Raw genomic sequence first — 14,097 nt, 5'->3', positions numbered from 1 at the left:
AAGTGCGTACTTTTCACTTGCTCCCTTTTAGCGAATAATAAAAGCATAGCACAGTTATATTCTAAAGTTTTTTATTAAAGGAGTGGCTAAAATATGTCTATTACTACATTAGAAAATAGCCGTATTGTTATCATTGGCGGGAGTTCTGGTATTGGATTAGCAACAGCAACTCAAGCAATTAAACAAGGCGCACATGTTATTATTGCCGGACGCTCGGAAGAAAAATTAAAAGTTGCTCGAGAAGTAATAAATAACAATCATCTTCAAACTTATATATTGGATAATCAAAATAAAGAGCAATTACAAAATTTTTTCAAGACAGTTGGGAACTTTGATCATTTATTCACACCGGGAGCCTCTTATACACTTGGACCAATTACCTCTACAGAGGAAATTGCTGAAAGTAGCTTCATCGGAAAGTTTCGGCCTCAATATTATACCGTAAAATATGCAATTCCTTTTCTTTCAAACTCTGGATCGATCGTGTTAATGTCCGGTGCCTTTAGTCAAAGACCACTTAAAGGTGCGCCTGCTTATGGAGCTTGCAATGGTGCTATTGAAAGTTTAGGGAAGGCCTTAGCTGTGGAATTAGCTCCTATTAGAGTTAATGTGGTTTCTCCTGGAACAATACAAAGAGAAAATGAACAAAATGAAAATAGACTAGTTGCTTACGAAGCTTATAAATCTCTTTCACTTGTACAACGAGCTGGATATAATGATGAAATTGCACATACTGTCCTATATTTAATGCAAAATAGTTTTACTACGGGTAATGTATTATTTCCTGATGGAGGGTACACATATCATTAATTATTAAAAATTTAATGCCTCCTTGTATTAACTAGTATTAAGGAGGCTATTATTAACTAAAAAAGGGATATATTAATGTAGGATCTTCTTTCAAAAGTTCTGCTAACAACAATAATTGCGGAAAAGGTCATAAGATTAACTCTTTATCCAGCAACCCCTTTTGTTCTCGAATCATACCGCCTCATCCAATAAAAGCCGCCCTAATTTCTATTCCCTACACTTTTATATAAAATTAACCTTATAAAGGTAGGATTCAACAACTTCTTACAGAATTCTATATTTAATACGTATTGGACGGATTATTTTCAAATTCCTCTTTACTAAAGGTGGTTCATACAATTGTGAAATTTGTACAAGAACGAAGATTAACTGTCAAGACAATTTTTTCAAAAGAATACAAGATTTTTATTTTTGGTTTACTCATTTCACGAATCGGGGATTCATTATATACTTTTGCACTGCCTTGGATTGCCTATCAATTAACTGGTTCAGCTGTAATTATGAGTTCTTTATTTGCTGTAAACGTATTGCCAATCGTTTTATTTGGCCCTTTAGTTGGTGTACTAGTTGATCGATATGATCGAAAAAAGTTACTTTGGATGGCGGATATTACCAATATTATTTTAGTAAGTCTCGTACCAATTTTACATGCATTACATATATTAGAAGTCTGGCATTTATACGTAATTACTTTTATCTTAGCAGTTATGTCCATGCTTTTTGATGTAACAACAGTTACAGTCATTCCACACATCGCAGGTGCATCATTAACGAAGGCTAATTCTTTATATCAAATGGTTAATCAATTGGCTAGTTTGTTTGGTCCAATCATAGCTGGGCTTTTCATATCTTTTATTGGCGGCTTTCAAGTACTTTGGATTAATGCTCTTTCATTTATTGCTACATTAATTGCTGTGATTATATTACCTTCTATGAAAAACTTAAATAAAAAGAATACTGATAAAAAAATATTGCAAAATGTACTAAATGATTTGTTTGATGGATTTAAATGGCTCAAAAATGATCGGTTAAATATAGCTTTGTCACTTCAAGCTATGGTAGGTAACTTTGGAGCAAGTGCTGTTTTAGGTGTACTTATGTATTATTTATTATCGACATTAAATTTTACCTCCGCACAAAGTGGTTATAATTATACTTTAATAGGAATAGGTGGGCTTTTAGGAAGCTTAATTGCCGTTCCTTTAGAAAAGAAATTTCGACGTGGTATACTTATTCCTTTACTCCTATTTTGTGGAGCGCTTGGATTAACATTTGCTTTATGGAGTACATATTGGCTTGCTCCCGGAATTGCTTTCGGTATCGCGATGACATGTAATATCACATGGAATACGATTGTTACATCAATTCGGCAGGAAACTGTTCCATCCAATTTGCAAGGACGTGTTTTAGGTTTTTCTCGTGTACTTACACGATTATCTATGCCATTGGGGGCATTAGTAGGTGGAATTATTTCAGCCTACAATCCTGTATTTATATTTGCTTTAGCTGCTTTTACTAAAATAATTGAAGTCTTTATTGCCTTATGTAGTCCGATACGAAAACTGTAAAGAGGAAAAAATTATATATTTTGAGATATTAATAAAATAAAAAAAGGCATAAAACATGCCTTTTTTTATTACTTATTTGTTTATTGGATAACAAACTTCTGTAACCCACTTATTAGGATCGGATTCCATCGCTGGGCTCACATGATAAATATTAAACATCGGGCCTGCTAATTTGTAACCCTCTGTCTCAATCCATTTTGCCGCAGCCTCATTTACAGCTGTCATCTGTTCATAACTTCCATTAACTGTTATAGAAGCTACATGAGTCGATTCCATATTTTTAAATGTAACGTCTTTTGTATTTTCGTGCTTACCTAGAATACTTAGCTGTATTTCTATATCTACATCATTTTCTTTGTATTCATGATCATGGAAAACCGCAATACTATAACTCGGTTGGGCAATACTAATATTTTTCATTTGAATTTCTTGCATTAATACACTCCATAAATCACCTTCGCAATTATACGATGGAATAATCTTTCTAACACTAGCTACAGTTCTTTCTGGAATTTCTTTTATTGAAACATGATAATTCATCTCAACAACATCCTCTCTCATCGTTTTCATTGAGTCTTCGAGGAGACGTAATTGTTTTTGGAGGTTATTCATGTCTTCTTTAATTTGAGCACTACGATTTAAAAATTGCTCTTTTATGGTATCTATATTATCGCATTCTATTATTTCTTTGATGGTAGCAATATTAAACCCCATAGCTTTTAACGTTTGAATTTGATTTACTTTTTTTAATTGGTCTGCTGAATAAAATCGATATCCACTCTGCTCATCGACTTTTACTGGTTGTAGTAATTCCACTTTATCGTAGTGTCTCAACATTCGTATACTAATGGAAGATAGTTTTGAAAAATCCCCTATTTTAAACATGATTTCCTCCTATAAGTTACATCTACTTTGAAGCTCAACTTTATCTTAAACAATGACATTGTGTGAGGGTCAATCGTTTTTTTGACGATTTAAACGATAATTTAACATGTTATATTTACATAATTAAAAACCTATATTCCTATTTTATGACTACTACAATTGACAATCCATCATCAGTTATTTTTCTCTAAACATTCATAAACCGCCATCATATCTCGTTTATCCAACTCACGTATGCGATTAAAAATTGGTATTTTTCCAACCGCTTCTGTTAATAAGCTTTCATTCACAACATCACTTGCTTTTCCAGTTAACCACGTTTGTACATCCACGCCCTCGACAACTTCTTTTAACCCTTCGTCATTAATACCACTTGCATTACAAGTTACACATGGAATTGTTAGTTTAAAGACACCATCATGTAGATTATCTTCGGTTATCACTTTCTTACCTTTACAAAATGGACATGGATTACTTTTTTTAATTTTATTAATTTGGGTAACTAATTTTTTGTATCCAAATGCTTCGTATACATACGTAAGTTTTTTATATTTACCATTTGTGAAATACTTATCTATAATGGTTTCTCTCGTTTCATAAACATTAGGGAAATCACAAACAGTTACTTGATTATTAACACTAATGGATTCGATATTTCCTTTTATTTCGCCCCAGAATGGTAAGACATTTTGTAACACCATTTCATAGTTTGAAAAGCTTGCTTGTTCTAATTCAAACATCTTCAGTGCAACTTGTGCTTTTCTTGGCAATAAAGAAATATCTTCCGTCAATACCATATCGCCACCAACAATAGACTTCAATTTAACAAGTGCCGGTAAATCACCAACTGTTTTCAATACTTTATTAATAGGCTGATTGATTATTTCACGAATATCTACGTTACCAAATTTAAGTGGTTTATGATGATTTAAAACCGTCCCCTCACAAATTGGACATTTCATCATTTTTTTTGAACTCTTAATTTCTTCTTTAATAGGTGCTTTTGAAATAACAATATATCCACCAATAATTGTATTAAACCCTACCCATGTTCTACGTGTCTTTCCTTTTTTATCATAAAATGATTTTTCAAAATATCCATACCAAAACGTATGCTTTTCTTCTTCTGACATATCATTATAGCTCTTTGACAAATCGTGACCAAGCTCATTTTTTATTTCTTCGAATAGAAATTCTATTTTTTCATGCTGATAAAATTTTAATACCTTCATGATTTCTGGATCGAATAGCCCATCCCAAAATGGAACACTTTTATCTTGAATGGCAATATCTTTATCAAAAACTTCAATTTGAAGACGTCCAGAACAAGATGGACAATGATTGTCCTGTGAATAGAAATCAAAACTTCTCGTATCTTTATTAATTGGATGAGCAGCTACAATATGATTAATTAATCCACCAAGCTCATATAAGAAACTATATTGACTATATAAATGTTTTTCAAGATCAATAGCAATAACAGGTGCGATTGTATCAGATTCATATTCACCATAAATTAACCTAGCCATTGATGATAAACTTTTTAAAATACCGCCCTTATAAACATTTTCGGCATTTTTAAAATAGTTAATATGATTTTCTTCTAAATAGTGAACTCCTTTTTTCTGCTTAAGCATTGAAGAGATATTTATTTTCTCTGTGCTATTCACATTACTTTTTTGACGATAGTAATCCTCATGATTAACAACATCCAAATGCTCTACAGATTCATTCTGCCTTTTTCCAAAATCAACTATATAATCAGAGCTTTCTAACATGTAACGATTATGCTCAATCATAATGATAGAAACTGATTCATCTTGCAGAATACCTCTAATACTATCGATAAATTGATTTAAAATATTTTGTGATAAACCTTTTGAAGGCTCATCAAAAATGAATAATGTATGTGGATTTCTAGTGTTTGCAAATAATTCCGAAACTAAATGAACACATTGAAACTCACCTGTCGATAATGTTTGTGTTTTTCTCTCTAATGTTAAATAGCCAAGTCCTAACTTAATTAGTAGGCTCAAACGTTTATAAGCGATATCTTCATTTGGAAGTTCATCAATAATATCCTCAATCGAGCGCTCAAAAATATCATCAATGTCTTCACTATACTTTGTTAGTTTCTTTTTAATATCTAGGAAAGTTGCTACAGTTGATCGACTTGTAATTGATTGATTTCGGTCTTGTCCCACCATAACTAATTTATCTTTTGGATATCTTTTCAAGAAATCTGTAGCTAGACATTCATTGACAAGTGTAGATTTCCCACATCCTGATTCTCCTGTAACCGTTACAAGCCTGTTTTTAGGAATTTGAAACTCCTCCATTTGGATATTACGGCAATATAAATCATAGAATGTATAATATTCTGTTGGTATTTCTTTATTTCGATCCCACAGTATTGACTTTGGTCTTGGTGATTCTTTCACAATTTTCCCGCCATATTTTCCGCTACCAGGTCCAAAGAACAATTGCTCATCAGTTGTATCTAGTACCGTATCTGAATGATCAATAAGCCAAATTTGATTTTTACACCCTAATCGTTTAATCTCTTCCAAAATTTTCAATAATGTTTCATGATCAAGTCCAACTGAAATCTCATCAATAATAATTACAGCATTTTCACTTACTGCCATGAATTCAGCCAAATAAAGTCGTGTTAACTCTCCACCTGACAACGTACCCATAATTCGATTTAATGTTAAATAACCAATGTTCATATTAATAATATTTTGCAGTATATGCTGTTTTTCTTCACTAATATTTAATTCTTTTGCTATTGAAAGAATAGATTCAACACTTAAATCATTAATATTTGAAATTGAATGTGGCTTGGCCAACAAATCAATTTCATGTTTTTCAATTTCTTCACTATAACGTTTTCCCTTACATTTTTTACACTCAACATTTTTTGTAGTACCACGGCCTTTACAACCAGTACACCAGCCTAATTGATTATTAAATGAAAAGACCTCTGGAGAAAGATTAAATACTTCAGCAAGTTTTTCCCGAACCTCTGTAAAAACACCAGTATGAGTACCAATCGTTGAACGTGGATTAGACGAAATCGATGATTTCCCTAAAAAAAGTACTAATGGCATTTCTTCCATCTTAATAGCACTAAAATTTGTTTCCATAATGTTAGGAAATAAATATTGATATTCAGCCTTTGGTAATAAAGAAACTAATCGTTTTTTTGACTCTTCACCAATTGTTTGGCAAAAAGTTGTTTTACCCGATCCAGATAACCCAGCAATTCCAAACGATTTATTAAACGGTATAGTTGCATCTAATTTATTTATGTTATTAGCAATTAATTGATTTACTTTCATATTAACCTCTATTCTTATTTATCCATAAAAGCATTTTTATAATATAATAATTACATAATGAATATTACCTATTATGTAATTATCCTCTAACTTCATGAATCTTACCCTTGTATATTTCAAACCATTGTTGCCATTCATCTTTAGAAAATTCTTTCTCTTCTCCTTCTAAAACGCAAGAAAAAAGATTTAAACAAATATGCCAACCAGCTACATCTCTCGGTGTATGATCTGTTAATTCATGAATGTACTCTTTAAGAAGTAAAAGAGTACCATTTTCCTCTTTATGTATTTCAAATCGGACACGGTCTTTATCCCAAGTAAATTCAAGTACTGAGTTTAGTTGACACTCTAAAATATCAATATTTATGAATGAACCGTCCATCATGTCGAACTTTATTATTCCACCAGTTTTAAGGCTTTCAATCTGTAAATTGGACATCCATTTTTTCAGCTTACTGTTTTCTGTTAATACAGACCAAACTTCCTCTACCGTATATGGAAATTCACGTTCAAATTTTACAATATATCCATCAGTTAGTTTCCAAATTTCAGCTATCATTTTGATTGCCTCCTTATATAGAATATATGTTCTTATTTCATTTTACACGAATATAAATATAAAATAAATATTTATGTCAACGAAGTGTTAATTTAAAGCGAATGACGCTGAGAAAAACTTAAATATTTTCTAAATCGAGTTATATAGTATTGAAAATTAAATATAGATTTACGTACAAATAAAAAAGCCGCATTTGCGACTTATGAAATCATAGGATTAACTCCTTTTTTTGTTGAATGATTAGCGCTTAATCGCATCGACAATTAGCGATGGAAAACCAAGTTTATCGCCTTTATTTCTAGAATCATACCTTTTCGAACGGAAAATAACACCGTCGTTTGCATCCCATTCGTTGTAATAAAACCGACCATTTTCATCACAATATTCAAGTAAAACTACCTCGAATCCAGCAGTTTCAAACATTTTCGTTAATGTTTTATAATTATGAACGATTTTATGACTTGCTGCTGGATGATCTTTCGGACCGGGGCCCCCTATTTGAACTATATTTTGATATGCCTCATCCTGAAAGAATGCATCAGGGACTCCGCACCGAATATGACCAGATGGTTTTAAAAATTCATAACAAATTTCAGCTGCTCTTACACCTTCTTCAAAAGTAAGGTGTTCCCATACATGCTCAGCTAAAATAGCTGAAATAGAGTTGTATTCAAATCTTTCTTCCCACGTAGCTTTATCTAGTAAGTTAAGTTCATCTTCTTGTGTTTGAATCCAGCCTGGATTATTATTAAACACTCCAGCTCCGACAACTACTTTAATTTCGTCTTGTTTTATTACCACCATTTTCACCTCTTAAATATTTTAATTCATTAATATATTCTATGTTTACTATTATGCTTCCTCCTTCAACAAATTTAGTAACATGAGTCCAGTACAATACCGAACTCATGCCCTAAAAACTCTCTAACGCAACAATCTGTCTAACTCTATAAAATTAGTTCATAATATACGATTTTTCTTACAGAAATATAGCACACCAAACATTAGCATAATACCAATCACGTAAAAAATTGTTGTTCCGCTCCCACCAGTATTAGGAATTACCCAATTATTCTTCGCATTTTTCACTGTTATTTTTTGTGTCTTTACTGCTTCTGTAATTTCTATTTCTATTGGATCTCTAAGTAACATGTATCCGTTCGGTGCTTTTATTTCTTTAATCGTATACTTTCCAATTGCTAATTGGTTGGAAATTACCTTTCCTTTTTCATCCGTTATTAATCTACTAACTTCTTTCCCTTCTTTATCTAACACTTGAAATACAGCGCCTTTTAGCTTTAATTCACTATCCGTATCATCAACTTTTTCAATTTCAAATTGCCCATTCGGATCTGGCAATTTCTTATTTCCTATTTTAATTTCTACTACTGTATCTTTTTCTATTTTTACAGCTATTTTATCTTTTAATAATTCGTAACCTTTAGGTGCTTCTACTTCCACTACGGTATAGTTTCCTATTGGTAAGTCTTTTGATATCGCTTCTCCTTCTTCATTTGTTACTAGTTCTCCAACTATTTTTCCTTTTGAATCTTCAATTTTAAACTTTGCTCCTGCTAGCTTTTTATTTTTATCACTTATGTCTACTTTCACAAGCTTCATTTTCCCCATTGGATCTGGCAATTTCTTATTTCCTATTTTAATTTCTACTTCTGCATCTTTCTCTACTTTTACAGCTATTTTATCTTTTAATAATTCGTAACCTTTAGGTGCTTCTTTTTCCACTAAAGTATAGTTTCCTATTGGTAAGTCTTTTGATATCGCTTCTCCTTCTTCATTTGTTACTAGTTCTCCAACTATTTTCCCATTTAAATCTTCAATTTTAAACTTTGCTCCCACCAATTTTTTATTATCATTATTACTATCAACCTTTTTTATTTTTACTTTTCCTGTACTCGGCTTGTTCCAATGTTTCCAGTTAAATTTGAAATTGTGAAACTCAAATCCACCAGTTTGTTGTACCGCACCGACAAATGCTTGTCCATTAATCGAACCGCCTTTTGTTTCTAATACAGCATTGGGAGCAAACACACTTCCAACAACACCATATCCTTCTGTTGTGATCTTTTTCGCATTAGGAAAAACCCAAATCATTTTACTGTATAGCTCAGTAAATGGTGAATTAGGAGAATAGGGTTGTGATGTGGGAATTATATCCGTAGCCCTTCCAATATTGTTCTTGTCATATAGAATAGCCCCATTTTTAAATGTAACCTCTATCGCATCCGAATACATAACAATAAAATCTTTGTCCTTAGCACTCGGTAAAAATACATCTCTTATATCTAAATTGATTTTCCCTGTCAATTCTGATGAAACATAAATATTAGGATTGTTTATATCTTTTCCGATTCCATGACTCATATTTGGAATTGGGGTATTCGTTTTATATTGACCTGCATTTTTACTGACTTGGTTCACTATATTGCGAAATTCATTAAATTTCGCGTCAATTTCTAGTTTTTCTTTATAAACGATACGATCATAAGAAGATTGTATGATGCGATCTGGATCACTCTCTTTTGTCATTACAACTATTCCGTTTTGAATGATAAAAGATTCTTCTCTTGATTTCTTAAATTTTCCAGACAATAACAAAGACGGATATCCCTCATCAACCCATTTTTCACCTACTATATTAGATGTTCCCGCTGCAGCACCTACAATCGTATACCCCGATGCATCCATGTCACCTTGAACTGCAATTGCCCCTTCAATGTCGCCACCTACTGCTTTATGGTTACCAAAAACAACAGCATTATAACGCGATATATCTCCTAGACCTTCTAAGTTAGTCGTGGATCCATATGCTTCTTTTGGTACATATACGACAAAACTTACACTTAACATTAACAAAACAATAAAATGAATACTTACCAGCTTTAATCGTAGCCTCAATTCCTTTGTTCCCACCTTTACCGTATTTTTTCTATAGTCGAATAAAATGAAATTTTTATTAATGATGATTTACTTCATCTCCTATATACCTTCTTTACTTATCTTTGAATTTCCGGTCCCACTTCCCATTAATGCAGGATAAATAAATACATTCTATCAAGTAAACCTTTTCTTATAAATTTCGACTAGAAACACACATAACAATAGGATTGTAACTATTACAGTCCACTTATTAAATATAACTATCTCTGTACTCACTTTTTGTTTTTCTTTCTCGTTTAACTCCACACGCTCACCTCGAACTAGCAATCTATTGGTGTTTACTCCATAAGGCATACACGTAATTAAAGTTGTATAATCTTTATTTTGTACAATTTGTAGATCGTCCGTTTCGTGTGGTAACACTACTTTAATTTGATCTACTTTATAAGCAAGAACTTTGTCTAAAGAATGAATATAAAAAAGATCTCCTTTTCTCAACTTATCTAAATCTGTAAATAATTTTGCTGATGGTAAACCACGATGCCCTGTTAAAATAGTGTGCGTATTTTCTCCACCTACCGGGAGCGAAGAAAAATCTAAATGACCTATCCCGCGACTCAATACTTCCTCAGAGGTCCCTTGATAGATTGGCAGTTTTATATTAATTTTCGATATTTCAATATACCCCATTACATCTCCTAAATTTAACGCATCAGCATACGCTTGATGATTACTTTTTTTTTCAGAAAATGGATCTGTAAATGTTTTCGCAGAAGTTTGAACTTGTTTATTATATTCGGCTGCTTCTTTTTCCCTACGTTCGACTTCTTTCTTTTGTAATGCTTTAATCTTCTTATCGTAAGAGCTAATCTCAGAATAATGTGCACGGGTCGCCAACCAATTACTAATAGTAGGATATAAAAAAATACCTAATCCAAATAAAAAAATACCTCCCAAAACAAGATTTCGTTTCATATTTCCACCTCTGTATATGCTTAAATATCGAAAAGAGGGAAGCATTTTGCTTCTCCCCTTTTCCCATAGTTACATGTTCCTAAAATCTTAATTTCTAGCAAACTTTTTTCTAAAGAAAACAAATGCCGCTGTAAGCATTAAAGTAAGGCCTATTACAGTAAAAAGAGTCGTTCCTATACCACCCGTTACCGGAAGAATCCATCCACTTTTATTATTTTCTATCGTTAATTTAACCGTTTGATTATTTTCGCTAATCTTTACATCAATGGGGTCTTTTAATAATTGATAAGAAGCTTTTGTACCATCTTCTTTTGTATATGTCGGTGCTTTCGTTTCAAAAATTTGATAATCTCCATATGGAATGTTAGACCATTTAATAACACCATTTTCATCTGATACACCTGTTACTTCTTTTCCTGCTACGACAACTATTTTTCCATTATTATCTTTAAGTACAAACTCTGCACCTTTTAATTTATTCTTATTAGCACTATCAATTTTTGTTAACTCAATTATTCCAGTTGTCGGAATAACAACTACAGGTTTAGATTCCTTTTCTCCAATTACATCATTTTTATTTGTAAAATGTATTTTTGCTGTATTTAAAATTTCCGAACCAGATGGTACTCCTTCTTTTACTTGGGATTTAATTTGCAAATGAAATTCTTTTTTACCATCTAATTTTGTGAAATCTTTTACTGTAGCTGTTACTTTTTGACCTTCTATAGCTACCTCAACAACGTTTGCATTTACTTCTGCTCCATCAATTTTCACGATTGGCTTTCCTTGAATCACTAAACGATTATCCAAAGTATCTGTTACCACATATTTTTTGTATTCCTTAATGTCTTCTGGAATTAATGTTTTAATATCATAATTATAATTAGTTAACGGATTTATTGGTAACGCTTCCAATTTTCCGTTAATTTTTTTATCAATTGTTGGTTCTTCATAGTTTTTCACTTCTATTTTAACTACTGTACCAGAAGTAATAGTTCCATCTTCATTAATTGTTCCGGAGTTCTTAACAAAAAACTCACGTTTAGTTGGATCTATTACATAGCCTTTCGGAGCTTTTGTTTCTTGGAAATAGTATTCTCCATACTCCAATCCTTGCACTCGGATATGGCCATTAGCATCTGTTGCTAACTCTTTTTTCACTTCTGTACCGTCTTTTTTAAATAAAGAGAATACTGCACCTGCTAATGCTTTTTCATTTACACCAGTTTTTATTAAATCCACTGCACCACGTTTAATCTCATTTTTGGGATACATGTGAACATCATAGTTTAGCACCTTACCCTCTTTATTCGTTAATGGGATATCCACTGTATACGTATTGGGATTTAGATTAACATGTGGAGGTCCTGCCACTTCTTTCACCTCATAACGTCCTAGCGGAAGATCTTTTAATACAGCTTGTCCGTTATCATCTGTTACTACTTGATTTGGAGTGGCTCCCATTACAGGTTTCACGTCTTCTTTTACGATTTTCCCATCGTTTGAAATTTTTTCAAAAGAAGCAACCCTTTTCACTTCAAACGTTACACCTTTTAATGGTTTCACATCTTTTGGCACCTCTTGATTTGCAGAACCGTCACCTTCTAGTCCCTGCGCTCCATCTTTTTCTTGTTCATACTTATGAATCGTTAAAGTACCTTTAGATGGTGAATCTGCCTTTACTAATACACTAGACCATGTAGAAAATGTTAAGAATAACACTAAAAGCACACTAAATATTTTTTTCATTTCTCTTATCCCCTCGTAGAATATAGTTTAGATCAGTATTTCTGCTTTCTAATTACCCTGATTTTAAAAAAAATAGATAACAAGATTCCTTACGGAATTTGTTTCGATATTATTGAATTTCCCAGATACAATGGATGTATGGAAAGGATCCATCGGGAATTTGCTCATTTCCCCTGTAGCTCTGTCTACGATAAAAAGTCTGTTACCCGAGCCATTGCTATCACTACCAACACACTAGCTGTTTCGATAACTGATTGGGCTTTTGGATAGTAGTTCAAAAGGTAGCCCCCAAAAGTTGTCATTGTATTCTCGTAGGCGAGGTTGTGGTTACGCAATGAGCTTCTGGGAAATCCCATAGTATCGAAGCNAATCTGGAAATTATCAGTCTGAAAATACGCCCTTAACCAAACAAGGCAATCGTTATCTTCGCTATTACTTAGTTGAGGCTGCCAATTCAGTAAGAAGATATTTGCCTGAATATCAAGCATTTTATCAAAAGAAATACAAAGAAACACCCAAACATCAACACAAAAGAGCCATCGTCTTAACCGCAAGAAAATTTGTGCGTCTGGTGGATACGCTACTACGTAACCATCAACTCTACACGCCACCAAGGAGCGTGATAGAAAAATAACACTTTGTTATTGACGCAATCTTGGAAACGGCCCGAAAAAATTTCATTTTTGGTCGGGTCTATTTCCGTATGCTGAAAAAATCGCACCTAGAAAAAATCAGTCTTGTTTTACTCTTGACTTATTACCACTAGACTTTACTACTTCTATCATTTTAAAAATTTCTTTATTACTATTACCTTCTTAAAAGCAATAGTGTGCCAAGTATCAGATTTAAACGAATAACATAAAACATAGTCGTCCAACAATCCATTGTTTACAATCACTTATTCACTTTTCTTATCTTCTATTATTACGTTGTCTCTCCACATGATATATGTAATTTTCTCCCCTAAATTACACGTATATCCCTATTTCAAGAATCATTACATTTGTTACATAATAGCTTTCACTGCTAATTTCGACTAGTCACTTACTGTCAATCTATTCATTTCTCACTTCCTATCCCTATTTAAAATCCAATCTTAATCATTTTTTAATACATATAAGTAATAACCAACAAATAAGTGTGACGATTCATATTTTACGTTATTGTCCAAAACTATTACCTGTATATTCAAATAATATGTGCTATTCATGTTAAATTATGGTATTATTCTTAGAAGTTTATAACTTTTATTTATATTTTTTATTGATAAAGGTTTTCCGTATCTACTTATGAAAAAGGAATATATGTT

The 14,097-nt window shown here is 32.3% G+C and carries 9 protein-coding genes and 1 pseudogene; 3 read left to right on the top strand and 7 right to left on the bottom strand.

The window, feature by feature from the left end; genetic code table 11:
- The first annotated feature begins 93 nt into the window (after positions 1 to 93).
- Entirely contained in the window at positions 94 to 810 is a 717-nt protein-coding gene (locus V6946_RS13025) for an SDR family oxidoreductase (RefSeq protein WP_006929233.1), read from the top strand.
- Between the two features lie 341 nt (positions 811 to 1,151).
- Positions 1,152 to 2,378: an MFS transporter gene (locus tag V6946_RS13020; RefSeq protein WP_366981577.1), complete on the top strand. Its 1,227-nt coding sequence runs from the start codon at positions 1,152 to 1,154 to the stop codon at positions 2,376 to 2,378.
- Between the two features lie 72 nt (positions 2,379 to 2,450).
- Here the strand turns inward: V6946_RS13020 and V6946_RS13015 are convergent, their stop codons facing one another.
- From V6946_RS13015 to V6946_RS12985, 7 genes are all read right to left on the bottom strand, one after another.
- Positions 2,451 to 3,263 carry a MerR family transcriptional regulator gene (locus V6946_RS13015; RefSeq protein WP_006929236.1) on the bottom strand — a complete coding sequence of 271 codons (813 nt, stop codon included), beginning with the start codon at positions 3,261 to 3,263 and terminating at the stop codon, positions 2,451 to 2,453.
- A gap of 173 nt (positions 3,264 to 3,436) precedes the next feature.
- Positions 3,437 to 6,607 carry an ATP-binding cassette domain-containing protein gene (locus V6946_RS13010; RefSeq protein ID WP_016122551.1) on the bottom strand — a complete coding sequence of 1,057 codons (3,171 nt, stop codon included), beginning with the start codon at positions 6,605 to 6,607 and terminating at the stop codon, positions 3,437 to 3,439.
- A gap of 79 nt (positions 6,608 to 6,686) precedes the next feature.
- Positions 6,687 to 7,166 (bottom strand): SRPBCC family protein, encoded by a 480-nt coding sequence (locus V6946_RS13005; RefSeq protein WP_006929238.1) that lies wholly within the window; start codon positions 7,164 to 7,166, stop codon positions 6,687 to 6,689.
- Positions 7,167 to 7,406: 240 nt separating this feature from the next.
- Complete coding sequence (locus tag V6946_RS13000) at positions 7,407 to 7,967, bottom strand: hypothetical protein (RefSeq protein ID WP_006929239.1); 561 nt, start codon at positions 7,965 to 7,967, stop codon at positions 7,407 to 7,409.
- Positions 7,968 to 8,126: 159 nt separating this feature from the next.
- Positions 8,127 to 10,082, bottom strand: coding sequence for a SpaA isopeptide-forming pilin-related protein (locus tag V6946_RS12995; RefSeq protein WP_325826297.1), 1,956 nt, complete (start codon positions 10,080 to 10,082; stop codon positions 8,127 to 8,129).
- Positions 10,083 to 10,238: 156 nt separating this feature from the next.
- Positions 10,239 to 11,039 carry a class C sortase gene (locus tag V6946_RS12990; RefSeq protein ID WP_366981578.1) on the bottom strand — a complete coding sequence of 267 codons (801 nt, stop codon included), beginning with the start codon at positions 11,037 to 11,039 and terminating at the stop codon, positions 10,239 to 10,241.
- Positions 11,040 to 11,126: 87 nt separating this feature from the next.
- On the bottom strand, positions 11,127 to 12,788 hold the full coding sequence (locus tag V6946_RS12985) for a SpaA isopeptide-forming pilin-related protein (RefSeq protein ID WP_000719304.1): 1,662 nt from the start codon (positions 12,786 to 12,788) through the stop codon (positions 11,127 to 11,129).
- Between the two features lie 370 nt (positions 12,789 to 13,158).
- Here V6946_RS12985 and V6946_RS12980 point away from each other — a divergent pair.
- Positions 13,159 to 13,422, top strand: a pseudogene (locus V6946_RS12980) (transposase); the annotation flags it as partial.
- Between the last annotated feature and the right edge of the window lie 675 nt (positions 13,423 to 14,097).

This window comes from Bacillus sp. PPSBB_2 (assembly GCF_045291115.1).
GTDB classification, from domain to species: domain Bacteria; phylum Bacillota; class Bacilli; order Bacillales; family Bacillaceae_G; genus Bacillus_A; species Bacillus_A cereus.
The sequence above is the reverse complement of the archived record's forward strand: the minus strand, read 5'-3'. Positions and strand labels throughout refer to the sequence as shown.

Bases quoted from the DNA above. Each gene is read 5' to 3' on its own strand.
- V6946_RS13010 (WP_016122551.1), bottom strand. From the start codon at position 6,607: ATGAAAGTAAATCAATTAATTGCTAATAACATAAATAAATTAGATGCA.
- V6946_RS13015 (WP_006929236.1), bottom strand. From the start codon at position 3,263: ATGTTTAAAATAGGGGATTTTTCAAAACTATCTTCCATTAGTATACGA.
- V6946_RS13005 (WP_006929238.1), bottom strand. From the start codon at position 7,166: ATGATAGCTGAAATTTGGAAACTAACTGATGGATATATTGTAAAATTT.
- V6946_RS13025 (WP_006929233.1), top strand. From the start codon at position 94: ATGTCTATTACTACATTAGAAAATAGCCGTATTGTTATCATTGGCGGG.
- V6946_RS12985 (WP_000719304.1), bottom strand. From the start codon at position 12,788: ATGAAAAAAATATTTAGTGTGCTTTTAGTGTTATTCTTAACATTTTCT.
- V6946_RS12990 (WP_366981578.1), bottom strand. From the start codon at position 11,039: ATGAAACGAAATCTTGTTTTGGGAGGTATTTTTTTATTTGGATTAGGT.